The sequence below is a fragment of the Klebsiella sp. 7-CIP_Kleb. genome, from assembly GCF_050378655.1.
Classification (GTDB): Bacteria; Pseudomonadota; Gammaproteobacteria; order Enterobacterales; family Enterobacteriaceae; genus Klebsiella; species Klebsiella quasipneumoniae.
This window is the reverse complement of sequence record NZ_JBNRLJ010000001.1, coordinates 609,927-633,196: the sequence shown is the minus strand read 5'-3', so window position 1 is coordinate 633,196 and position 23,270 is coordinate 609,927. Positions and strand designations below refer to the sequence as shown.

The following is a 23,270-nucleotide window of genomic DNA, read 5'->3' as shown; positions in this document are numbered from 1 at the left end:
TTATGGCTCCATACCAGACTGGCTGGCCTGCAACAGACTGTCCTGCAGCTGACGGGCATACAGGGAAAAGGCCGGACTGACGCGGAACGCCTCGCTGCGCGGGAACGGCTCCCGGATGGCGATATCTTCCACCACCCGTCCGGGACGGGCCGCCATCATGATCACCCGCTGCGAGAGAAACACCGCTTCGTGGATCGAGTGGGTGACGAAGACCACCGTCAGGTTCTGCTCCTGCCACAGACGCAGCAGATCGCTGTCGAGCTTGTTGCGCGTAATTTCATCCAGCGCGCCGAAGGGCTCATCCATCAGCAGCAGCTTTGGCCGGGTGACCAGACCGCGGGCGATGGAGACGCGCATTTGCATGCCGCCGGAGAGTTCGCGCGGCAGGACGTCGGCGAACTTGCCCAGCCCCACCAGTTCAAGGACTTCACTCACCCGGGTATTACCTTCCGCGCGCGGCACGCCGGCCAGATCCAGCGGCAGCCTGACGTTATTGCGCACGCTGCTCCACGGCATCAGGGTGGCTTCCTGGAAGACAAACGAGAGCGGATGCTGGGCCTTTTCCCGGCTGTCGCGCCGCCACAGCATCAGCTTGCCGTCGCTGGGCTCCACCAGGCCGGCGACCATCTTCAGCAGCGTACTTTTACCGCAGCCGGACGGACCGAGCAGGGTAATGAACTCCCCCTGATTGATGGTCAGGTTGACGGGCAGCAGCGCCCGGGTGCCGTTGCTGTAGATCTTCTCCGCCGACAGCACCTCAATGGCCGGCGTGGCGGAGGCGGGCGTAAAGCGGGTGTCGCTCATCACGGTCAGTTTCGGGGCGGTATTCATGGCATCACTCCGGCGTCTTTGACCATCTCCAGGGTGTAAGTCTGCTCAAACGGCACCTTGCTGGCGTCGATCAGTTTGTTTTTCACCAGCATGTCCCAGGTTTTTTTCAGCCGCGGCTCGGTGATGATGCCGATGCCGCCGGTCTTAGCATCGCCGCCGGTCACCAGCTGGTAGTGCTTCATCTGGGCAATGCCAAAGGCGATCTGCTCGGCGCCCATTTGTGGATTCGCTTTGCCGATCAGGTTGTTTCCGGGGGTGGGATTCTGCAGGTAGCTTTTCCAGCCCTCCATGGAGGCTTTGACGAAGGCCGCCACCGCCGCCGGACGTTTGCGGATGGTGTCCGCCATACAGATGATCGAGTTGCCGTAGGGCGGGTAGCCCCAGTCGCTGAGCGGATAGACATAGAACGGCTGCCCGCCTTTGGCGACGGAGAACGGCTCGGAGGTGACGTAGCCCTGCTGCACCAGATTTTTATCGGCGAGGAACGGCTGGACGTTAAAGGTATAGGGGCGCACTTTGCTGCCAGCCAGACCCAGCTCGCTCTTCGCCCACGGCCAGAAGGAGGTATAGGCCTCGGTGGCGAGCAGGAAGGTTTTGTCTTTAAGCTCAGCCGGGTTGCTTACTTTGTTATGGGTGATAAACACCGTCGGCGAGTGCTGGAACACGGTGGCGACGGTTACCGCATGCACCCCCGCCTGCCAGGTCTCCAGCGCCTGGCCGTTGTCGCCAAGGGTGCAGTCCGCCTGACCGGCCGCCATCAGCTGCATAACGTTGATCTGCGGGCCGCCCATTTTAATTTCGACATCGAGACCGGCGTGTTGGTACAGCCCGGTGGCCTGGGCCTGGTAAAACCCGCCGTGCTCCGCCTGGGCATACCAGTTGGTGAGAAACGTAAACTTCTCCGCCGCGAAGGAGGAGGCTGAGGTCGCGAGGGCGGCCACGGTCAGCAGGGTAAAAACGGGCGTCGATCTGGTATTCATCAGGGCTCCTTGGAATCAGCAGCGATAGAGGGGGGGAGGGACTGGACAAAGCCGTGCCAGTGCTGTTTGCCCCAGGTCGGTTCGCGACGTTCGACCCAGGCCATGCGGTGGATCTCGATGATTGCCTGCGCCCAGCTGGCGGCGAGGGAGTCGAGCAGCCCTTCGCCCTGCTCCCGCGTCGCCGGGGTCGGGTCGCCAATCACCCCGCTGGGGCCAAAGTCATACGCTGCCCATGCCGCCGCCGGGCGGCCTTTCGACAGGGTCGGGCAGGGGAATTCCGGCGGGAAGTTGGCGACCGCCCGCTCCATATGAACGCACTCCGGCGCCAGCGCCAGCATCAGCGCCGTTTCGCTATGCCCGGCGTGCATCGCCATCCGCTGTTCATGCGGGCTGAGAAACTGTTTTTCGCAGTTGGGCACGTTGAACACATCGTGCGGGATGGCGATGAAATCCCCGTGGCGCAGGCGCATTTCCCGGCAGGCGATCTGCAGGATCTGCGGCTGGCCGCCGTGGCCGTTGATCATCAGCAGCTTGCGAAAACCGGCCCGATAGAGAGATTCGGCGATCTCCAGCAGGGTATGCAGCAGCGTATCGCCGCTGAGGGTCAGGGTGCCGGGAAAATGCAGATGCTCCTCTGACTTACCGTAGACGATCGGCGGGATGGCGTAGGCCGGGATCGCCGCCGGTAGCCTGGCGAGGGCATGGCCCGCCACGCCGGAAGATATCACGCTGTCCACCGAGCAGGGCAGATGCGGGCCATGCTGTTCGATCGCCCCGGTGGGGAGGACGATAACCGTATTGCTTTTATCCGGCAGGGCGGCCACGTCCGTCCAGCTCAGGAAAGGGAGAAAGCGCGCTGCAGGAATGTAACCGTTAATCATCGCGGTGCCTCGAGTGAATTGGCTGGGGTAACCAGACGGTTGCTTCGACTTCAATCAATACCGTGGCGTCGGGCAGCATTTCGCTGACCTGCACCACGGTGGAAACGGGCGGTTGGTCGGGATAAAACAGCTTCCTGACCCGGCTGTAATAGGGAAAATGGTCAAGGTTGCGAAAGTACTGCACCAGCTTGATAACGTCGCTCATCTGCCCTCCCGCGGACTCCACGGTGCGGCGGATGCTTTCCAGGACGTACCAGCTCTGGGCGAGTATCGGCCCCTGTTTCGCATCGGTTGAAAATTCGCCGGTCGCCCCCAGCAGCTCCCGCACCGGCTCAGGCACATCCTGAAAGCCATTGACGATGGTGCCGGTCAGGGGATTGACCGGAATAATGCCGGAGAGAAAGATAAAATCGCCGGCTCTGCGCCAGGCGGCATACCGCGCCAGCGGCGCCCCCGCGCCTGCTTCAAGACTCATGTGCCATCTCCTCCTGCCACACTCGCCGGTGGGTTAACCTGCCGTGGTTAACCACCAGACGGGCGGCGCTGTTTAAAGGCCAGGTAAAGCGGTCGCTACCCGGGAAAATCACCACGCTGGCCGCCGCCCCGACGGCAAAGGGCGCCGCGTCTGCCGGCGAACTGGTTAGCGCCGCGCGATCGCAGATCAGCCGCGACTGCCGGTCGAACGGGTCGCTAAGCTGGGCGCTGAACAGGCCGCAGGCCAGGGTGTCCAGCGGGTCGTAGCTTCCCGCCGGACAAAAAGCGTCCTGCACGTTGTCGCACCCAAGCAGGGTGGCCACGCCGGCGGCCTGCGCCTCGTGCAGCAGGGTGATCCCCCGCTGGCGCGGCGTGCGGCCGAACGTCGCATCCTGCAGCAGCAGGTTGGTCATCGGCAGGGCGATAAGGGTGACGCCGTGCGCCGCCAGCTGACGCAGGATTTGCGCCGCCTGCGCGTCGCTGCCGGCGGCCAGCGCGCAGCCGTGGCTGCAGCAGATATGTCCGGGGAAAGGGTGGCGGGAGAGATGATCCGCCAACCAGGTCAGCCCCTGAGACACCTCGCTGAGCTCCTCATCGATATGCAAATCCAGATCCAGTTTCCAGCGGGCTGCGCTATGCAGCAGGTTTGCCATGGCGGCGGCGTCCCAGTTGGAGGAGTGGATGAAGCCGCCCAGCAGGCAGCGCTCCCCGCTGTTGGCGACCGCACGGGCAATGGCCTCGGCATCCGCCGGATCCTGAAACAGGGGCAGCGGGACCAGCGCCACCCGCTCCAGGGTGATGCCGCCGGTATCGAGGCGGGCGATCTCCTGCCAGGCGTCCGGCGCGTCGGTGGTAAACCAGTCGATATGGCTGCGCAAATGGGTCACGCCATTCGCTGCCGCCCGGGCCAGCGCGGCGGACGCCCGACGTTGAATATCCGCCCCGGTCCAGTGTCGGCGATCCTCATGCATGGCGTGGATCGCCGGCAGCAGCCCGGCCTGCGCCGGACGGCAGCGTTCAATGGTAAAGGTTTTATCCAGATGGGCATGGGGTTCCACCAGACCGGGGAGCGTCAACGCCCCCGCCAGATCCCACAGGCCGGGAGCCGGCTGGTCGGTTGGGGTCAATGCGGCGATCCGGCCATCGCGAAAGGCCAGGTCCGCCAGCAGCGGTTCACCGTTGGCCTGCGTCGGCCAGCCTTCGGGCAGCGCCCAGGCCGGGAGTCGGGCGCGGCTGATACCGGTGAGCGGCGCGCAAGAGGAGGAGAATGTCATCGTCAGTCTCCTCACAGATCCAAAACCAGACCCGGTGATTTCGCCCGCGAACAGCAGAGCGTGATCTGGTCGTTGCCAGCTTTCTCTTCCGCCGTCAGCACGCTGTCCCGGTGCTCGGGGATCCCGTCGAGGACCCCGGTAATACATGACCCGCACATTCCCTGTTCGCAGGAGAGCATGACCTCCACCCCGGCGTGCTGTAATACCTGAGCAATGGTTTGATCCGCGGCGACCTGCAGACGCTGCCCGCTGGAGGCCAGCTCAATATAAAAAGCGTTTTTCGCCGCAGTATTATTTTCCGCCGCGGGAGTGAAGCGCTCGAATACAAATTGCGACGGCGACCAGCGATATTCATCCATGACCGACCGCAGTCGCTGAATAAAGCCCTCCGGGCCGCAGGCCACCACCGCGGTATCAGGATCGGGCGCGGTTAAGCATGGGGGGATCTGCTGGCGAAACGACTCGCCTTCCTCGCTGCAGTGAATCGCCACCGTGCCGCTCGCGGCCAGCTGAGCCAGGCGCGGGGAGAAGGCGGTCTGGCGCGAGCTGGCGACATAATAATGCAGCTCCAGCTCACCCTTTCTGGCGGCAATCGCGTCAGCCATCGCCAGCAACGGCGTGATGCCGATACCGCCGGCAAACAGCAGGTAGCGCCCGGCTTGCGGCAGGGGGAAATGGTTGCGCGGCTGCGAAATGGAGAGCCGATCGCCGGCTTTGAGCTGCTGGTGCAAATAGCGTGAGCCGCCGGTGGAAGCGTCCGCCAGCCTGACGCAAACTTCATAGCGATTTCCGCGGTCAGGAATGCCGCACAGGGAATATTGCCGCGGGCCGACGCCGGGAATAATAATATCGATATGCGCCCCGGCGGAGTAGGCCGGTAATATTTCCCCGGCCGCTGCCTGCAATATTAAAGACAGATTTCCCTCGCCGTTAGGCCGTATTTCCCCGACCGAGACCGAAATAAAATCGTGGCTGTGCATTACCGTTTACTCTCCCTCATTCCGCTGTCTGCAGGGCGGCCAGGGTCGGCGAAGAGATAACTCCCCTTCGCGGTGAACTGTCCGGCGTGCAAGAAAATGGGTGAAACGATCGTTTCTCCGCTATGAATGCTACGGTATTGTGATAAAACTGTTGCGTCCAGAGCTTTGATTCGCACAACCCGTTGCAAAAAAGAGAGCACCCAAACGATGTTTGCCTTCTCCCGATTTCTGCTCTATTTCACTGAAGTGGCCCGTCAGGGGTCGTTTCGTAAAGCGTCAGAGGCGCTGCATGTCTCTGCGTCCTCTATCGACCGTCAGATTTTGCGCGTGGAACAGGAGCTGGCGATGCCGCTCTTTGAGCGCCATCCCACCGGGCTGCGGCTGACCGCCGCCGGGGAGCTGCTGCTGCATGCGGCCAATAACTGGAAAAAGGACTTTACCCGGGTCTGTGAGCAGCTGGATGACCTGCGCGGACTGCGGCGCGGGCATGTGCGCATCGCCACCATCGATGCCATTAACCGGCATTTCTTTTCGACGATGCTCAAAGAGGTGCATAAACATTATCCCAACATCTCTTTTACATTGACCACCATCAACAATATCCACATCCAGCAGGCGCTGATCTCCGGCGAGGCGGATTTCGGCATCATGCTCAACCCGCAGACCTCCCGTGAACTGCAGGTGAGGGCGTTTGCCGAAATGAATATGGGGATCGTGATGCCCACCGGCCATCCGCTGGCCAGCCGCAGCGCTGTGCGCTTTAGCCAGTGCATCGACTACCCGTTTATCCTGCCCTCCGCCCCATTGATGATCAGCGAACCGGTAGAGGCGCTGGTGAACATCAGCGGCAACGAGGTGAAGGAGGTGGCGGTGTCGAATAACATCCACATGATCCGCACCCTGATTAAAGAGCAGATGGGTATCGGCATACTGTGCCGGCTGGATATTCTCGATGAGATCGAGTCCGGCCAGCTGGCGTTTGTGCCGCTTACCGATCCGCAGCTTAAGCCTTTCACGCTGGCGCTGTGCGTCTCGCCCGCCCGCCAGCTTTCACTTGCCGCCTCGATGATGTTGAACCAGCTGGAGATGCTCTTCAGCCAGCTGTGAGAGACCGGCAGGCACTAAAATCATTCATTAGTGCACCATAATGGTGCGTTTTTTGTGTGCATGAATCAAAGGTTGCATGCCCCAGGGCGGCGGCGCAGGCGATTTTGCGCGGCCGCGCGCGGGCGATAAAATCTGGCATTGTTTTTGTATAGCTAAGTGTGAGTAGAAGCGGTCAGTACGGGTTATCCATACGGGACATTGCTCAGTCACCATGTCGCGGTTCAATGTTGACCGGGATGGGAGGCTGAGCCACATTCGCTCGCTCCCCCTCCCGGCGTAAAGAGGAGAGGGATAATGAAAACAGGCGCACGCCTTCCCCGGGGTTTACGCTGGCTGGGCCTGATGGCCCTCGGCGGTGTCTCGCTGGCCGTTCAGGCCGAGGAGAAAATCGTTCTGCTGACCTCCTGGTACGCTCAGGCGGAGCAGGGGGGTTATTATCAGGCTCAGGCCACTGGGCTGTACAAAAAATATGGTCTCGACGTCGAGATCCGCTCCGGTGGCCCCCAGGTCAACGGCATGCAGTTGCTGTTGTCGAAGCGGGCCGATGTGATCATCGGTTACGATCTGCAGCTGCTGGAAGGCATTCAGCGCGGCTTCCAGGCGAAAGCCATTGCCGCGCCCTTTCAGTACGATCCCCAGGGGCTGCTGACCCACGCCGATGTCACCTCCCTGCAGGGGCTGAAAGATAAAACCATTCTGGTCTCCAGCTCCGGTCAGGCGACATGGTGGCCGTGGCTGAAGGCGCAATACCAGCTGAGCGACGCTCAGGTTCGCCCCTACACCTTCAATATTCAACCCTTTGTCGTCGACGACGCTGTCGCCCAGCAGGCTTATGTCAGCTCCGAGGTGTTCCAGGTGCAGAAGGCTGGGGTGAAGGCCAACTTCTTCCTCTTTTCTGAGCATGGTTACCCTCCCTATGGCGGCATTCTTATCGCCCGCCCGGACACCATCGCCGAGCGTAAAGCGGCGATGGCGAAGTTTGTCCGCGCCTCAATGGAGGGCTGGGTGAGCTATCTCAAGGATCCGGCGCCGGGCAATGCGCTGATTAAGCAGGACAATCCGAAAATGACCGACGATCTGCTCGCCTGGGGCGTGACCCAGATCCGTGAGCATCATCTGATCGACGGCGGGGATGCCGCCAGTCAGGGCTGGGGGACGATGACCGACGCGCGCTGGCAAAAGACGCGTGATTTTATGGTCAGCGCCGGTCTGCTGGCGGCGGCCACCGACTGGAAACAGGCCTACACCACCGAATTTGTTCAGGCCATGCAGGTTAAACCCTGAGGAGCGACGCCATGTCATTAATTATTAAAAATGCCCATGCCATCCTCAGCGGTCTGCCCGGAGAGGCGGCGCGGCTGGCCGGGCCAGATATTCGCATCCGCGACGGCAAGATTGCGGCCATCGGCAGCCTGACGCCGCTTCCGGAAGAGCGACAGATCGATGCCCGCGACTGTGTGATCTATCCGGCATGGGTGAACACGCACCACCATCTTTTTCAGTCGCTGCTGAAGGGCGAGCCGCAGGGGCTGAACCAGAGCCTGACGGCCTGGCTGAGCGCCACGCCGTACCGCTTTCGCGCGGCTTTCGATGAACATACCTTTCGTCTGGCGGTGCGCATTGGCCTGGTGGAGCTTCTGCGCTCGGGCTGCGCCAGCGTGGCGGATCACAACTACCTGTACTGGCCAGATATGCCTTTCGATACCTCGGAGATTGTCTTCAGCGAAGGGGAAGCGCTGGGGATGCGCATCGTTCTGTGCCGGGGTGGGGCGACCCAGGGTCGGGCGGTGGAACAGGATCTGCCGGTGGCGCTGCGTCCGGAAACCTTCGACGGCTATATGGCGGATGTCGAACGGCTGGTCAGCCGCTATCACGACCCCCGGCCCGATTCTCTGCGCCGGGTGGTGATGGCGCCCACTACCGTCCTGCACTCCGCGCCGGGCGCCCAGCTGCGGGAGATGGCGAAGCTGGCCCGCCAGCTGGGGATCCGGCTGCACAGCCATTTATCGGAAACCGTCGATTATCTTGACGCCGCGCGGCAGAAATTCGCCATGACGCCGGTGCAGTTCTGCGCGGAGCATGACTGGCTGGGAAATGACGTGTGGTTTGCCCATCTGGTGAAGCTGCTGCCGGAGGAGATTGCCCTGCTGGGCCGCACCGGAACCGGCATCGCCCATTGCCCGCAAAGCAACGGTCGGCTGGGCAGCGGCATCGCCGATCTGCTGGCGCTGGAGCAGGCCGGGGTCCCGGTCTCGCTGGGGGTGGATGGCGCTGCCTCCAATGAGGCGGCGGATATGCAAAGCGAAGCCCACGCCGCATGGCTGCTGCAGCGCGCGCGCAAGGGGATGCTGGCGCAGCCGCGCTACGCCGGAGGCACCTTCGAGGGCGGGGCCGATGCGGCCACGGTGGAGGATGTGGTGCGCTGGGGCAGCGCCGGCGGGGCGCAGATCCTCGGCTTAGCGCAGAGCGGCACTCTGCAGGTCGGCATGCAGGCGGACCTCGCCATTTACCGGCTGGACGATCCGCGCTACTTCGGCCTGCACGACATGGCCATTGGGCCGGTGGCCTGCGGCGGGCGCGCCGCGCTGAAGGCGCTGCTGCTGAATGGCCGGCCCATCGTGGAAGATGACGCCATTCCCGGTCTCGACCTTGACGCGATGCGCCACGACGCGCTGGCGGCCGTCCGTACCCTCCAACAGCGCGTCGCTGTTTAACTGATAACAGGATAATGAAGATGAACGCAACTACTCAGAATCAACGCTACGCCTTACAGGAACTGGAAAAAGAGGCGCTGATGGGCGCCGAGGGTGAAGAGACCTTCGCCCGCGAAGTGCGCTGTATCGACCTGTCGAACTTTGCCGAAAGAAAAAATGATATTGCCGAACAACTGTGGGAGGCGGCAGTGGAGATCGGCTTCTTCCAGGTCAGCCACCATGGTATTCCGCTGGCGGAGATCCGCCAGGCGTTCAGCACGACCGAGGCGTTTTTCAACCTGCCCGACGAGGTGAAGCGCCAGTATCCGCTGGCCGGCAACGCCGGCTGGGAGAGCAAGGCGCAGGTTCGGCCATCGACCCGCACGCCGGATCAAAAAGAGTCCTATCAGATAACCCGTCCGCTGATGGATGGGCGCTGGCCCAGCGATCGGGAGCTGCCAGGCTTCCGACAGACGATGCTCGGGTTTGAATCGCAGTGCTGGCAGCTGGGGATGAAGATCCTCTCCTGCTTTGCGTTAAAGCTCGGTTTTCCGGAATCGTTTTTCACCACCGCGCACGATCCGCAGCGTGACACCTATCAGAGCACCTTGCGCATGCTGCACTACTATGCAACCGAGCAGTCGCAGCAGGGAATGTGGCGGGCCGGCGCGCATACCGATTTTGACTGTCTGACGCTGCTGTTCCAGCGCCCCGGTCAGGGCGGCCTGCAGGTTTGTCCCGGTAAAGACCGCGAAAGCCAGCAGTGGACCAGCATTGAGCCGCGCGAAGAGGTCATCACCTGCAATATCGGCGATATGCTAATGCGCTGGAGCGACGACCAGCTGCCGTCTAACTTCCACCGGGTGAGAAACCCGCTGCCCCACGAATATCAGGGGCCGCGCTACAGCCTGGCGTTTTTCTGCCAGGCCAATAAAGATGTCGAGATCCTCGGGCCGCAGAGGAAGTACCCGCCCATCAGCGCCGAGGATTATCTGCAGCAGCGGATCCAGGCCAATTTTGCCAAAGGGTAAGATGCTCCCTTGAGTGGTATGTCCTGCCGCCGGCTTTCGCTGGCCGCGCGGCAGGACATCCGGCGCTGAGCTTTTCAGGGGGTAGGGCTTGCCGATACGGGTGACAAGGGTATCTCTGCCGCAGCTATAAAATCAATAAAACAGCGTATTCTTGGTGACAGGTAGCGGCTGGCGGGCCACAGGACCGAGAAATGCCCATCCTTGACGCAACAGCCGGGCAACACCTCCTGCAGTTGTCCCTCGTTGATGGCCTCGCGCACGACAAAATCAGGCACATAAGCGATGCCCATCCCCGCCGCGCTTAAGCGAATGGCGGCCTCAATGTTATTGACTGTCATAATGGCAGCGGCCCTGAAATCTCCCGTCAGCCGCATATCGCGCAGTTCCCAGGGCTGGATCAGCCCTGTCGCGGGGAAGCGAAAAAAAATACACTTGTGCGCCGCTAATTCCGCTGGCGAGCCGGGAACACCGTATTCCGCCAGATAGGCCGGACTGGCGCAGAGCACAAAACGAAAGCCCCCCAGCTTTCTGGCGATCAAGCGGGAGTCCGCTAGTTCGCCGCTGCGGATAGCGACATCAAATCCTTCATCGATCAGATTGACCAGCCGGTCACTAAAATCGAGATCCAGTTCAACCTGCGGATAAAGACGGCTAAAGGCGGTGAGGGCGGGGAGCAACAGGCGGTAGCCGATGACAGGCAGTGAAATCCTCAGTTTACCGGTGGGCTGTGAAAGACTGCTGGTCAGCTCAGACTCGGCCTCCTGGATCTGCTCCAGGATACTCTGGCAGCGGGTCAGAAACGCGGCCCCCTCCGCCGTCAGGCTGACGTTTCTGGTGCTGCGGTTGAACAGCCGGACCCCCAGCTTATGCTCAAGCCGGGCGACATTCTTACCCACCGCCGAGGCAGATATCCCCAGCAGCCTGGCGGCCTGAACAAAGCTTAGCGTTTCGGCGGTGCGGACAAAGGACGTCAGCGAAGTGAGGCTGTCCATCGATTATAAACCTTTTGTCTCTTAAGAAGATATTTTCAGTCTATTTATCGGCAAGAACGTCCGCAATAGGATGGCGATAGTTTATTCATTCCTTGCCGACTGATGAGGGCCGCCCGATGTTACTCACCGCCAGAACACCTTCCCGATACGCCAGCGCCCTGGCCGCGCTTTCTGTCTTTATGGCGGCCTTGCTGCTGCCGTTAAGTTTTACCGGCGGCGTCATGACCACCCCGGCGATACAGCAGTCGCTGGGCGGCTCTCCCGCTGCGCTGTCGTGGCTGACCAATGGCTTTATGCTGACTTTCGGCAGCTTTTTGCTGGCCGCAGGGGTGACGGCGGATGCCATCGACAGAAAACGTATTTTTATCGCCGGCGCCGCGCTGTTTTGCCTGAGCAGCCTGCTGTTTTGTCTGACGCACAATCTCTTCCTGTCAGGCGTGCTGAGGGCGCTGCAAGGTCTGGCCGCGGCGATGATTTTAGCCAGCGGCAGTGCGGCGCTGGCCCAGCTGTATGACGGTGCTCAGCGGACGCGGGCATTCAGCATCCTGGGCACGGTGTTCGGCGCCGGCCTGGCGTTCGGCCCGCTGCTGATCGGCTTCATGACCGACGCGGTGGGTTGGCGCGGCGTATACGCCCTGTTTGCGCTGCTCTCGGCGATGGTACTGCTTATCGGTCTGGCGTATCTGCCGGCGGCAGAACAAAGCCAGCCGCGGACACCCGACAACCTCGGCTTAACCCTGTTTACGCTGGCCCTGATGCTGTTTACTGCATCGCTTATGGTCATTCCGGCCCGCGGCTTTTTATCGCTGACCACGCTGGCCTTGTTCATCGCGTCGGCGGGACTGTTCGTGGCGTTTGCCGTGCGCTGCCAGAGGGTGAGCAACCCGGTGCTGGAACTCTCCCTGCTGCGCCATCCGCGTTTTGTCGGCGTACTGTTGCTGCCTGTCGCCACCTGCTGTTGCTACGTGGTCCTGCTGATTGTTGTTCCACTGCATTTTATGGGCGGAGAGGGGATGAGTGAGTCGCAGAGCGCGCTATATCTGATGGCGCTGACCGCGCCGATGCTGATTTTCCCATCCGTTGCGGCCCTGCTCACCCGCTGGTTTTCACCGGGGCGGGTATCCACGGGAGGGCTGACGATGGCCTCCGTCGGGTTGCTGTTGCTGGGCGATGCTTTTCACAGTAACCATCTTTCGCAATTGGTGCTGGCTCTGATCCTCTGTGGGGCGGGGGCGGCGCTTCCCTGGGGGCTGATGGACGGCCTGGCGATATCCGCTGTGCCGGTGGCGAAAGCCGGTATGGCGGCAGGCCTGTTCAACACCGTTCGCGTTGCCGGCGAGGGGATCGCCCTGGCGATAGTCTCCGCGGTATTAACGGCAAGCAATACCCTGACCCTGCAGAGTCGCGTTCACGGGTATGCCCCCGAGGTGATTCACCGCGCCGCAGGCTGGCTGGGAGCCGGCAATATGCCGCAGGCGGCTGCGCTTTTGCCTGACTTTTCCCTCCGGGCGCTGCGCGAGAGCTATGACTCTGCTTATACGCTACTGTTTAGTGGGCTGGCGGTTGTCACCCTGCTGTGCGTCCTGATGGTCTGGCGGACGCTATGCCGGAAGGGGAGCGCTATCCAAACCCGCAACAGCGGATCCTGAGCCTCCTTGATAGCGCATTGGCGTCACGCTCCCGGCAACCGCCTTTCCCGGTCTGCTTAGCGAACCGGGACTGTCATTGTTTCGCTGGCGGAACTATGCTGATCAGGGCGGCCACATGCGCCGCTCCGGCAGCGGAAACAGTGACTCACAGGTGGCGGTATGGCGAGTGATCCGGAACTGATTTACATCGAGATCCTGGAAACGGTGCTGATGGCCACCCTGGATCCCGATTTGTGGAAATCGGCATTGCAGAAACTGGCGTTCCTCACCGGCCATCAGTACGCGGCATTTCTGTTCTACGATAAAGGCAATGCGCATCTGTTGACCGATTCATTCCTGCTGGAGGAGAAGGTCTTCACCGCCTATCGCGACGTGTTTCTGGCCATCGATCCCGCCGAAAAAATATTGACCGCGTTACCGGTCGGGCAAATGTACCGGGACCGCGAGTATTTAGGCGATAAATTTATTGCCGGCAGCGTCTATTACAATGAGTTTCATCACCCTAACGATCTGAATAATCTTACCAGCGTCAAGCTATGCACCCTCAATGGCTATGCCACCTATCTGTCACTGATGACGGCCAATACGGCGGCTTATCCGCAGCCGGCGCAGTTTGAACTGTTCAGGCGCTTGATCCCGGCGTTAAAAACCGCCTGCCAGCTTCACGCCCGATTTGAACAGCTGCGAGACACCATAAAATACCAGAGCGCGGTGATGGACAACGGGATCTACCCGGTATGGCTGGTGGATCATGGCGGTAAAATTCTCTACGCCAGCGCGCATGCCGAACGCTACCTGCGCGCTAACACCCGCCTCTCCTGGTATAGCGGGGGCGATACGCTGTGCCTCAATACCGACAGTAAAAAACTGAAACGGGCTATCGAGCAGGCCACCCGGACGGCAGAGCCGCCGAGGGCAGGCGTGTGCTATACCGCCGGGCGTCAGCCGAAACCAATCCTCGTGATCCCGGCGGCCCGCCAGACCGGGATGGCCTGCGTGATTATTCCCGAGCCGTTTCTCACCGGCAGCGCCTTGATGGAACTGTTTAACGTCAAGCCTGCCGAAAATGCGGTGGCGGAGCTGCTGGTGCGGGGCATGACGCCGGATGAGTGCGCCTTACATCTGGGCGTATCTATCGCCACCATCAGAACCCACCTTAGCGCCCTGTACCGGAAAACCCACACCCGTAATCAGGCAGAACTACTGCTGATCATTCGCGCGATTCACGGCTGATGCTCTCGCATCCTCAGGAATGATGGTCGCGCAGGAAAACGGTCAGCACATCTTTCGGCGGCACGCCGCCGCATTCGCCAATCATCCAGCCCACCGCGCCGCGGTGATAGGCGCCGTGAAAGAGCATGTGGTTCAACATCTCCATCGCGGTCATATTGCCGTCGCCGCCGTCGACAAATTTGAAGGCGATACGTTCGTGGAAATCGGAGGGGGTCATGGCGCTGACGTAGTGAATGTATTCGTCCGTACAGGCGGTCATTGCCGTTTCCAGCGCATCAATGGTTGGCGTCTCGGGGGTATTCAGCGCGGTGTAACCGTGCGTCATGCCGCGCAGATTCGCCCGGAAAATCATGTCAACGACATGAATATGGTTCATCAGCCTGAGGGTCAGGTGGCGTTTTTCGCCATGTATTGTTCCGTCTATCGCGCGGATCGCCTGCAAGGTGGCAAGGTCAATCCAGCGCTTGTACTTCAACAGCGTCACTACAGTATCTTTGTCCATAGTCGGTCCCGGGTTGGTTGAGCCATTATCTTAGCGATGATGCCAGCGAGTTGTCACTCTCCAGCGCCAGGCACAAAAAAAGCCTCGCCGGAGCGAGGCTTTTTAATAAGCAGGTGAGTTAGTCAAACACACCGTTAATCACGGCGGTGACAATGGCAGTGCTCAGCGCTACCAGCACCAGGTCATCGCCGACCGCCCGCCATTCATAGCCCGGATAATAGGGCAGATCGTTAATCATAGAAGCTGGCAGGGTCTTTTTCGCGATACCCGGAGGGAGCGGTTTGCCGCGGGCGACATTTTTGGCGATACCCGGAGGCAGCGCCTGATAGCCGACCAGACCGTAGTTCACGGCCAGGGAGCGCGCCCGTGAGAAGCTAATATCGCTGTCGACGTGGTCGGGCTTGCCGTAGTTTTTGCGGTTGCCATGATCGGCGGTGGACTGACCTTTATTTTGTCCTTTATTACCATGGTCGCCGCTGTTACCGCTGTTACCATGATTGCCGCTATTGCCATGGTTACCACTGTTCCCGTGATTACCGCCGCCATTGCCATTACCGTTACCCGGGTTGGCATAGGCCGGTGCCGCCATGACGGCGAGAGAAATAACCGCCGCCAGTGCTGTTTTAATAGTGCGACGCTTAAGCATGATCTTGCTTCCTTAATGTGGAGTACACGCTTAAAAAATAAGATAACGCTATGCCTCAGGCAATCTCATAGAGTCTTATTTTTTTCCGGGATTTCACGGGAAGGTCATTAAGGAATAGCGGGACGCGGGCGAGCAATTCCATTGCTGCGTTTTGACAGACGGGCGACCGCGCCCCGCTAAATTTGTCGCCGGCAGGATCGCTCCCGGGCGTGTCGCAAAAAAATGCCCGAAGCCATCGGGCAAAAATGAACAAAAATATTACGCTTCATTCATAACGCGTCTCACAAGACGGAGCGGATAGTAAATCCTGGCGCCGCTGCGCACAATCGACCGGTTGTTTAGAAATAAATAACCCCCGTCGGCCGCGCTCAGGACGCGACCCAATGGCAGGCCACTCGATGGCCAGGGGCCACCTCGCGCAGCGCCGGAGCTTCTCTGCGGCACAGATCGCCGGCCTGCGGGCAGCGAGATGAAAAGCGGCAGCCGGCGGGAGGATTGGTCGGATCCGGGATCTCGCCTTGCACCAGCGCCTGCGGTTCGCTGTGCGGGTCGAGGGTCGGCACCGCGGCTAGCAGAGCGCGGGTGTAGGGATGGAGGGGGCGGCTGAACAGCGCATCGCGGCTGGCGCTTTCCACCAGTTGCCCGAGATACATTACCGCCACATCGTCACATAAATGCTCCACCACCCCGAGGTCGTGGGAGATAAACAGAAACGTGACGCCGCGGTCGTCGCGCAGGTCGGAAAACAAATTGATGATCTGCGCCTGAATCGACACATCGAGGGCCGAGATGGGCTCATCGGCGACGATAAAATCCGGGTTGAGGATCAGCGCCCGGGCAATACCGATCCGCTGGCGCTGGCCGCCCGAAAACTGATGCGGAAAGCGGGCGTAGTGTTCCGGCGCCAGGCCGCAGATCTTCATCACGTCGATCACCCGGTCATAGAGCTCATCGCGGGTGCAGAGCTTGTGCTGCAGCATGGCTTCGCCTATCGCCTCGCCAATACGCAGCCGCGGGTTCAGCGAGCTGTAGGGATCCTGAAATACCAGCTGCATCCTCGGCCGTATGGCGCGCAGGGCAGGCGCGGTCAGGTCGGCCAGCTCCTGACCGTGAAATTTCACGCTGCCGGCGCTCTTCTCGTACAGGCCAAGCAGGGTTCGGCCGACGGTGGTTTTGCCGCTGCCGGACTCGCCCACCAGGCCAAAAATAGTGCCCGGACGGATGTTAAAGCTGACGCCGTCCACCGCGCGAAGCTCGCCGGTCTGCTGGCCAAAGAGGCCGTCGCGCAGCGGAAAATACTTCTTCAATCCATCCACTTCAATAACATAGCGATCGCTCATGCTGTCGCCTCCGCAAATTCGCTATAAAAGCAGGCGGCCCGCTGGCGCTCGCCGAGCAGCGGCGGAATCGCCTCCCGGCAGCGCGGCGTCGCCCGTTCGCAGCGCCCGGCAAAAGCGCAGCCCGCCGGCAGGGCGGCCAGATCCGGTACCTGACCGGGAATCGAGTACAGTCGCCGACGCCGCTCGCCCGGCACCGGGCGGGAGGCGATGAGCCCACGCGTATAAGGGTGCTGCGGATGGCGTAGCACCTCCGCCGTGGCGCCCTGTTCCACGATCCTCCCGGCATACATCACCACCACCTGTTCGGCCATCTGCGCGATCACCCCCAGGTCGTGGGTAATCAGCATCATCGCCATCTGGCTGGCCCGCGCCCGGTCCCGCAGCAGGCGCAGGATTTGCGCCTGCACGGTGACGTCCAGCGCGGTGGTCGGTTCGTCGGCAATCAGCAGTTTGGGCTGACAGCTCAGTGCCATGGCGATCATCACCCGCTGCAGCATGCCGCCGGATAGCTGGTGGGGGTAGCTGGCCATCAGGCTGTCGCCGCGCGCCAGGCCGACCTCGCTTAGCAGCCGGGTAGCCAGCTGCCAGGCGGCTTTCGGCGTGGCGCCGAGGTGGCGGAACGCTGGTTCGCACAGCTGTTCGCCGATGGTCAACACCGGGTTCAGGGCCGACATCGGTTCCTGAAAGATCATGGCCAGCTGGTGGCCGCGCAGGTCGGCCATCTGTCTGGGGTTCAGCCGCAGCAGATCGCGGTCCGCGAAACGAATTTCGCCGCCGTCGATGCGCGCTGCCTGCGACGGCAGGAGGCCCATCAGCGCCATGGCGGTGACGCTTTTGCCGCAGCCGGACTCGCCCACCACGCCAACGGTTTGCCCGGCCTGAATCGTGAAAGAGACGTCCTGCACCGCGCGCACGCGATGACGTTCGCCAGCGAAAGAGACGGAGAGATGATTAAAAGAGACTAACGGTAGGGTCATTTCAGCCTCGGTTTCATATTGGGATCCATGGCGTCGCGCAGGCCATCGCCCAGCACGTTAATGGCGATCACGGTGAGAAAGATGGCGATCCCAGGCGGCATCCACAACCAGGGACGACGCTGGAAATCGATCAGGCTATTGGCGGCATCCATCATATTGCCCCACGACGGCGTTGGCGGCACCACGCCGAGGCCGAGATAGCTCAGCGCGGATTCGCTGAGAATGGCGTTGGCGACAGCCATGGTCGCCATCACCACCAGAATCGGAATGGTATTCGGCAGCAGGTGGCCAAACAGCCGGCGACGCGCCGACAGGCCCAGTACTTGGGTGGCCAGCATAAAATCGCGTTCGCGCAGGGAGAGACATTGCCCGCGCACCAGCCGCGCCAGTCGGGGCCACTCCAGCAGGCTGAGCATTACCACCACCATATAGATGCGCGAGTCCGGGGAAAAATCGAGCTCGGAAAGCATCGCCCCGGCAACAATCAACAGCGGCAATCCAGGGATGGTCATCACCAGGTCGGCCACGCGCATGATCACTCTGTCGGTTAACCCACCGACATAACCCGAGAGGGCGCCGAGCAGATAGCCGAGGAATACCGACATCACCATGGTCAGCAGGCCGATAATCAGCGAGATGCGCCCGGCCAGCAGCAGGCGGGTGTAGACATCGCGACCAAGGAAATCGGTCCCCAGCCAGTGTTCCGCCCCGGGCGGTTGGTTGATGCTCAGGGCGTCGGTGGCATCATCTTTCCACGGCGACCAGACGGGCCCCAGCACGCACCACACCGCCATTACGGCCAGCAGGATCAGGCAGAACATGGCCAGCCGGTTACGGCGCAGCTGTCGCCATCCCTGGCGCCAGGGAGAGGGGGTAATGTGCGCCAGCGCCGGGATAGCCGCCTGCCGCTGGCGGCGACGGGAAGCAAAGTAAGACAGGATCATCATGACCTCACCCGAATACGTGGATCGGCCCAGGCGTACAGCACGTCGGCGAGCAAATTACCGACTATCGTCAGCACCGCCAGAAACAGAGTAAACCCCATCAGCACCGGATAGTCGCGGGCGGCCAGCGAGTCGATATGGATGTGGCCTGCCCCCGGCCAGTTGAATACCTTTTCGGTAATGATCGCCCCGGAGAACAGCCCCGGCAGCTCAAAGCCCAGCAGGGTGATGATCGGCAGCAGGGCGTTGCGCAACGCATGTTTAAGGATCACCGTGCGCTCATGTAATCCCTTGGCGCGGGCGGTACGGATAAAATCCATTTTCACCACGTCGAGCATACTGGCGCGCACATAGCGCGTCAGGCTGCCCGCCTGCAGCATCACCAGCGCCAGCACCGGCAGCGCCAGGTGGGCAGCCACTTGCAGCACATACTGCCAGCCGCTTTCGTCGCTGCCGGTATTGGTCATCCCGCCTACCGGCAGCCAGTGGAGATCGACGGCAAACCATTTAATCAGCAACAGGCAGAGGAAAAAGGTGGGGAATGACATGGCGGCAAACACCGCGACGCTCACCAGATGATCAAACCAGGAGCCAGGTCGCAGGGCCGACACCACGCCGACCGCCAGGCCAATGCCCCAGTAAAAGACCAGCGCGACACTGGCCAGCAGAAAAGAGTTCCAGATGTACTGGTTGAGCAGCTGGCTGACCGGGATCTGATACTGCAGCGAAAAGCCTAAATCGCCGCGCAGAAGCTGTCCCAGCCAGTGGAGATAGCGGGTGAACAGCGGCTGGTCGAGGCCATAGATCGCCTTCAGCTCCGCAGCGCGGGCGGCGGTCAGGGTAATATTGCCATCGATAAAGTCGCCGGGGGTTTTGGCAAACAGCATAAAAATAATGAACGAGGCCAGCAGTAGCATCGGCAGCGTTTGCAGCAGGCGCCTCAGGATGAAATTTTTCATGACGATCTCGCATCAGCCGCCGGTTAACCCGGCGGCCAGGGGATTTACTTAACGATTTTCACATCCGGCAGGCTGCCGGTCAGGCCGTTGTAGATATCCGGTTTAAAGCCGGTGACGCGGGCGCTGCTGGCGGAAAGGATGTTGCGATAGCCGAGCAGGATCACCGGCGGATCGTCGGCCAGCACTTTATACAGCTGGTGATAGATCGGCTTGCGCTTTTCGATGTCGAGCACCGCGTTGCCGGCGTTAATCAGCTTATCGACCTCCGCGTTGTGGTAGCCGGACTCTTTAGCTTCGCTGCTGTAGAAATCCCATACCCCGTCGTGCGGGTCGTTGAGAGTGCTGGTGCTGAACGAGGCGAGATCGTAATTTCCGGCTTTGCGCTGCGCCATCAGAGCGTTGAAATCCACCACCTGCGGCTTAAGCAGCACGCCGATCTGCCGCCAGTTCTCTTTGGCGATGGGGATCAACGCATCGTTGAGCACCTTCTTGCTCACCAGCAGGGTTAGCTCCAGGCGTTGGCCCTCTTTGACGCGGATACCGTCGGCGCCAGCTTTCCAGCCGGCCTCATCCAGCAGCTTTTTCGCCTGCGCCGGATCGTAATGGTAAGGATTGACGCCTTCTGCGTTAAAGGCCCAGGAGATCGGGGCGATCGGCTCGATGGCGACTTTGCCGTACCCCTGATAGACCACGTCGATCAGCTTCTGCCGGTCCAGGCCGTAAATCAGCGCCTGGCGTACCCGCTTATCCTGCAGCGCCGGACGATGAACGTTGAACTCCACCTGGCTGTAGTCGCTGGAGCCATAAAGGTTAATGTTGGCAAAGCCGAGCATCTTCAGCTGTTCGATATCGTCAGGACGCGAGGTAAAGGCGTCGTAGTCGGTCTCCCCGGTCTGGAACAACTGGAAGTTGGTCGACGGATTGGTCACGCGATAGATAAAGCGCGGCGTTGGCGGCGTCCCACGGTAAAAATGGCTATTGGCATGGAAGCGAATTTCCTGACCGGGAATATAGGTATCGTACACGTAAGGGCCGTTGCCCAGCGGCTTGCCGTGCAGTGAGCGCAGATAGTCGAGATGTCCCCGTTGATATCCTTTGCCGTACCAGGCTTTCGACAGCACTGGCCCGCCAATTTTGGCCAGCGTGGTGGCGCCTGGCTGGGTGGTGGTCACCTGAAGAGTGAGCGGGTCGATGACCTTCAGGCCGCTGACGCTGTCAGCCTTGCCGGCTTTGTATTCTGCGCCGCCAGCGATATTGGCCAGGGTGATGTCGGTATCGCCATCATATTTGGGGTCGAGCAGGACCGTCAGGGTAAAGGCGACATCTTCCGCCGTCAGCGGTGAACCATCGCTGAAGGTCAGACCAGGGCGCAATTTAATGGTATAGACTTTACTGTCCGGGCTGACCGTCCAGCTCTCCGCCAGCCCCGGGACCAGCTTGCCCTGGCTGTCCCAGTCGATCAGGCGTGAAAAAATGACGTTCGTGACGTTCTCATCCCAGCCGTTGACGAAAAAGTAGGGGTTAAAGATCCCCTGCGGCTCGGAGATCCCGGCCACCACCGTGTCTTTGCGCAGCTTGGCGCTGGCCGGGATCTGACTGGCGTCAGTGGCCGGGGTGATGCCTTCTTTCAGGAGACCCTCAGCAAAGACAGCAGAAGAAAATGCTACCACGCCGCCGAGCAGGGCCACTTTTAGCGCCAGGGCGAAGCGGGTTTTTTGGGTTTTTAATCCTTGTTGTAATCTGGACAAAAGTGCTACCTCATCAAGTGATTGCGTGGTGATTTACAATTCATGACGAAAGATAAGAGGCGCACTTCGCCCTGTCTAACACTGAAACGCTATGATTTATAACCAATTATCCTTAGCAAAGGATCGGAAATATAATTCCATTCTATGGCTATGGCGCAGTGGTTTCCGCTGTCTGAAGAGGGTGGGTCAAAATGCTGTCCGCGACCCAGCCATCCTGCACCAGCGCGCTGGCGGCCAGCGGCCCGCTCAGCCGGACCTGCAGCTGGCCGATGACCCGGCCCTGGATACGCTCGCAGTTGCTGTACAGCAGGCGGGCGTCGCCCCCCAGCAGGCTGGCGATATGCTGCAGATTGGGTTCGCGACCGCTGCTGCCGTCAAACCGTAAGGTCACGATCTGCTCGCCGTCGCGCAGCGATGGCCTGGCCTCCGGGTGGTCGGGGTGCTGCAGGCCGAGCATAGCGCGCGTCACCGGATGCTGCGGGTTGCCAAACACGCGCCAGACCTCCCCCTGTTCGACAATGCGTCCGCCTTCGAGCACGCTGACCCGATCGCAGAGGGTGCGAATAACCTCCATTTCGTGAGTGATCAGCACGATAGTCAGCCCCAGGCGCTGGTTAATCTCCTTCAGCAGGGTTAACACCGACAAGGTGTTTTCCGGATCCAGCGCCGAAGTTGCCTCATCGCACAGCAGAATTTCCGGTTGAGTGACCAGCGCCCGGGCGATGCCGGTTCGCTGTTTCTGGCCGCCGGAAAGGCGGGCAGGGTAGCTGTCGCGCAGGGCGCTGAGGCCCACCAGCTCAAGCATTTCCGTAACCCGCCGCTGACGTTCGCCGGCCGGGATGCCAGCCATCTTCAGCGGCAGCGCAATATTCTGCGCCACGGTTTTGGTGGCCATCAGGTTAAAGTGCTGAAAAATCATCGCCACCCGCCGACGCAGGTCGCGCAGCTGGCGCGGGGAGTAGCGAACGGTCGACTCGCCGTGGATGAACATCTCGCCGCTATCGGCACTTTCCAGGCGATTAAACAGGCGCAGCAGGGTGGATTTTCCGGCGCCGCTGCGGCCGATGATGCCGAAAATTTCGCCCTGACGGATGGTCAGGTCAATGTCCTGTAGCGCCTGCACGCCGTTAGGATAGGCTTTGCTGATACCAGCAAACTCAATATGGATCGGTGGGGCGGGGATATGCGTCACGATGATGCGCTCCGTTAGCCCGGGCAGCGGCTGTCGCCGCTGCCCGCGGTGATTAAAATCCGGGTAAAATTTTGCCCTGATAACGCGTCAGAATGAACTGACGAACGGCGTCCGAATGCAGCGCTTGCGCCAGTTTCTGAATGCCCGGGTCCTGAATATTGTCCGGACGCGCCACCAGATATTCGACGTACAGATCGCTGCCTTTTTCCACCAGCAACGCTTTATCGGTGTCGATACCGGCCTCCAGCGCATAGTTGGCAAAGATAAAGGCGAGGTCGACCTGCTTCACCGCCCGCGCCAGCATGGCGCCCTCCAGTTCGCGGATTTTAAAGTGATGCGGGTTGCTGGTAATGTCCTTCGTTGCCGATTGCGGATTGTGCGGATCCTTGAGGGTAATCAGCCCGGCGTTGCTTAACATCACCAGCGCGCGTCCGGTGTTCACCGGATCGTTAGGAATGGCGATCGTCGCCCCGTCAGGCACCGCGGTGAGACTCGTGTATTTGCTGGAGTAGGCGCCGAAAGGTTCGATATGCACCCCGACCACCGGAATAAGGTTGGTATGCCGGGTCTGGTTGTAGTTATCGAGAAACGGACGGTACTGGTAGTAGTTAGCGTCGAGGTGTTTCTCCGCCAGCTGCTGATTGGGCTGTATAAAATCGTTAAATACTTTGATCTGTAAATCGACGCCTTCCTTTGCCAACACGGGCTTCACAAACTCCAGGATTTCCGCATGCGGTACCGGCGTGGCGCCGACGATCAGCGTCTCGTTAGCCATTGCTGTGGTGGAGAAGAGGGCCAGAAGTCCGGCGGCGATAATGGATTTTTTCATGATAGTGA

Annotated in this window: 22 protein-coding genes and 1 pseudogene; 7 read left to right on the top strand and 16 right to left on the bottom strand. The window is 60.7% G+C overall.

The window, feature by feature from the left end:
* Genes ACQUTI_RS03150 through ACQUTI_RS03125 form a run of 6 tightly spaced genes read right to left on the bottom strand, consistent with a single transcriptional unit; the run spans window position 1 to window position 5,420 of the window.
* Window positions 1–831 (bottom strand): ABC transporter ATP-binding protein, encoded by an 831-nt coding sequence (locus ACQUTI_RS03150; protein ID WP_032431880.1) that lies wholly within the window; start codon window positions 829–831, stop codon window positions 1–3.
* Window positions 828–1,811 (bottom strand): ABC transporter substrate-binding protein, encoded by a 984-nt coding sequence (locus tag ACQUTI_RS03145; protein WP_126494295.1) that lies wholly within the window; start codon window positions 1,809–1,811, stop codon window positions 828–830. Before ACQUTI_RS03145 ends, ACQUTI_RS03150 begins: the two co-directional genes overlap by 4 nt.
* Window positions 1,811–2,692 carry a creatininase family protein gene (locus ACQUTI_RS03140; RefSeq protein WP_017899559.1) on the bottom strand — a complete coding sequence of 294 codons (882 nt, stop codon included), beginning with the start codon at window positions 2,690–2,692 and terminating at the stop codon, window positions 1,811–1,813. The genes ACQUTI_RS03145 and ACQUTI_RS03140 overlap by 1 nt, the downstream gene beginning before the upstream one ends.
* The gene (locus ACQUTI_RS03135) at window positions 2,685–3,167 is read right to left on the bottom strand and encodes a RidA family protein (RefSeq protein ID WP_004202959.1); all 483 of its coding nucleotides are present in this window, start codon (window positions 3,165–3,167) and stop codon (window positions 2,685–2,687) included. Before ACQUTI_RS03135 ends, ACQUTI_RS03140 begins: the two co-directional genes overlap by 8 nt.
* A complete protein-coding gene (locus tag ACQUTI_RS03130) occupies window positions 3,157–4,440 on the bottom strand; it encodes an amidohydrolase family protein (protein WP_169319455.1) in 1,284 nt (427 codons plus the stop codon). The genes ACQUTI_RS03135 and ACQUTI_RS03130 overlap by 11 nt, the downstream gene beginning before the upstream one ends.
* A gap of 11 nt (window positions 4,441–4,451) precedes the next feature.
* Window positions 4,452–5,420 (bottom strand): PDR/VanB family oxidoreductase, encoded by a 969-nt coding sequence (locus tag ACQUTI_RS03125; RefSeq protein ID WP_048324506.1) that lies wholly within the window; start codon window positions 5,418–5,420, stop codon window positions 4,452–4,454.
* Window positions 5,421–5,627: 207 nt separating this feature from the next.
* Here ACQUTI_RS03125 and ACQUTI_RS03120 point away from each other — a divergent pair, with 207 nt between their 5' ends.
* The 4 genes from ACQUTI_RS03120 to ACQUTI_RS03105 all read left to right on the top strand — a co-directional run bounded on the left by ACQUTI_RS03120 (window position 5,628) and on the right by ACQUTI_RS03105 (window position 10,251).
* Window positions 5,628–6,527, top strand: a complete 900-nt coding sequence (locus ACQUTI_RS03120; RefSeq protein WP_122542770.1) for a LysR family transcriptional regulator — start codon at window positions 5,628–5,630, stop codon at window positions 6,525–6,527.
* A gap of 294 nt (window positions 6,528–6,821) precedes the next feature.
* Window positions 6,822–7,811 carry an ABC transporter substrate-binding protein gene (locus tag ACQUTI_RS03115; RefSeq protein ID WP_043519923.1) on the top strand — a complete coding sequence of 330 codons (990 nt, stop codon included), beginning with the start codon at window positions 6,822–6,824 and terminating at the stop codon, window positions 7,809–7,811.
* A gap of 11 nt (window positions 7,812–7,822) precedes the next feature.
* On the top strand, window positions 7,823–9,241 hold the full coding sequence (locus tag ACQUTI_RS03110; protein ID WP_048294994.1) for an amidohydrolase family protein: 1,419 nt from the start codon (window positions 7,823–7,825) through the stop codon (window positions 9,239–9,241).
* 20 nt (window positions 9,242–9,261) lie between these two features.
* Window positions 9,262–10,251 (top strand): isopenicillin N synthase family dioxygenase, encoded by a 990-nt coding sequence (locus tag ACQUTI_RS03105; protein ID WP_074377614.1) that lies wholly within the window; start codon window positions 9,262–9,264, stop codon window positions 10,249–10,251.
* A gap of 74 nt (window positions 10,252–10,325) precedes the next feature.
* Here ACQUTI_RS03105 and ACQUTI_RS03100 read toward each other — a convergent pair whose 3' ends face one another.
* Window positions 10,326–11,243 carry a LysR family transcriptional regulator gene (locus ACQUTI_RS03100; protein WP_109938399.1) on the bottom strand — a complete coding sequence of 306 codons (918 nt, stop codon included), beginning with the start codon at window positions 11,241–11,243 and terminating at the stop codon, window positions 10,326–10,328.
* Between the two features lie 116 nt (window positions 11,244–11,359).
* Here ACQUTI_RS03100 and ACQUTI_RS03095 point away from each other — a divergent pair, with 116 nt between their 5' ends.
* The 3 genes and pseudogenes from ACQUTI_RS03095 to ACQUTI_RS03085 all read left to right on the top strand — a co-directional run bounded on the left by ACQUTI_RS03095 (window position 11,360) and on the right by ACQUTI_RS03085 (window position 14,125).
* Window positions 11,360–12,892 carry an MFS transporter gene (locus tag ACQUTI_RS03095; protein WP_254465458.1) on the top strand — a complete coding sequence of 511 codons (1,533 nt, stop codon included), beginning with the start codon at window positions 11,360–11,362 and terminating at the stop codon, window positions 12,890–12,892.
* 159 nt (window positions 12,893–13,051) lie between these two features.
* Window positions 13,052–13,165, top strand: a pseudogene (locus ACQUTI_RS03090) (helix-turn-helix transcriptional regulator); the annotation flags it as partial.
* 156 nt (window positions 13,166–13,321) lie between these two features.
* A complete protein-coding gene (locus tag ACQUTI_RS03085) occupies window positions 13,322–14,125 on the top strand; it encodes a helix-turn-helix transcriptional regulator (protein ID WP_306065949.1) in 804 nt (267 codons plus the stop codon).
* Between the two features lie 13 nt (window positions 14,126–14,138).
* Here ACQUTI_RS03085 and ACQUTI_RS03080 read toward each other — a convergent pair whose 3' ends face one another.
* The 9 genes from ACQUTI_RS03080 to ACQUTI_RS03040 all read right to left on the bottom strand — a co-directional run bounded on the left by ACQUTI_RS03080 (window position 14,139) and on the right by ACQUTI_RS03040 (window position 23,262).
* Entirely contained in the window at window positions 14,139–14,627 is a 489-nt protein-coding gene (locus ACQUTI_RS03080) for a DinB family protein (protein WP_254465459.1), read from the bottom strand.
* A 118-nt stretch (window positions 14,628–14,745) separates the two neighbouring features.
* The gene (locus ACQUTI_RS03075; protein ID WP_023318456.1) at window positions 14,746–15,273 is read right to left on the bottom strand and encodes an anti-virulence regulator CigR family protein; all 528 of its coding nucleotides are present in this window, start codon (window positions 15,271–15,273) and stop codon (window positions 14,746–14,748) included.
* Window positions 15,274–15,641: 368 nt separating this feature from the next.
* Window positions 15,642–16,613 (bottom strand): ABC transporter ATP-binding protein, encoded by a 972-nt coding sequence (locus ACQUTI_RS03070; RefSeq protein WP_049092639.1) that lies wholly within the window; start codon window positions 16,611–16,613, stop codon window positions 15,642–15,644.
* Window positions 16,610–17,590 carry an ABC transporter ATP-binding protein gene (locus ACQUTI_RS03065; protein ID WP_114465570.1) on the bottom strand — a complete coding sequence of 327 codons (981 nt, stop codon included), beginning with the start codon at window positions 17,588–17,590 and terminating at the stop codon, window positions 16,610–16,612. Before ACQUTI_RS03065 ends, ACQUTI_RS03070 begins: the two co-directional genes overlap by 4 nt.
* Window positions 17,587–18,537 carry an oligopeptide ABC transporter permease gene (gene opp4C, locus ACQUTI_RS03060; RefSeq protein ID WP_072140468.1) on the bottom strand — a complete coding sequence of 317 codons (951 nt, stop codon included), beginning with the start codon at window positions 18,535–18,537 and terminating at the stop codon, window positions 17,587–17,589. The genes ACQUTI_RS03065 and opp4C overlap by 4 nt, the downstream gene beginning before the upstream one ends.
* Entirely contained in the window at window positions 18,534–19,493 is a 960-nt protein-coding gene (locus ACQUTI_RS03055; protein WP_004202926.1) for an ABC transporter permease, read from the bottom strand. Before ACQUTI_RS03055 ends, opp4C begins: the two co-directional genes overlap by 4 nt.
* 44 nt (window positions 19,494–19,537) lie before the next feature.
* Entirely contained in the window at window positions 19,538–21,241 is a 1,704-nt protein-coding gene (locus tag ACQUTI_RS03050; protein ID WP_004202925.1) for an ABC transporter substrate-binding protein, read from the bottom strand.
* Window positions 21,242–21,389: 148 nt separating this feature from the next.
* Complete coding sequence (locus ACQUTI_RS03045; RefSeq protein ID WP_064183319.1) at window positions 21,390–22,433, bottom strand: methionine ABC transporter ATP-binding protein; 1,044 nt, start codon at window positions 22,431–22,433, stop codon at window positions 21,390–21,392.
* 52 nt (window positions 22,434–22,485) lie between these two features.
* A complete protein-coding gene (locus ACQUTI_RS03040) occupies window positions 22,486–23,262 on the bottom strand; it encodes a MetQ/NlpA family ABC transporter substrate-binding protein (protein ID WP_004202923.1) in 777 nt (258 codons plus the stop codon).
* Window positions 23,263–23,270: the final 8 nt, after the last annotated feature.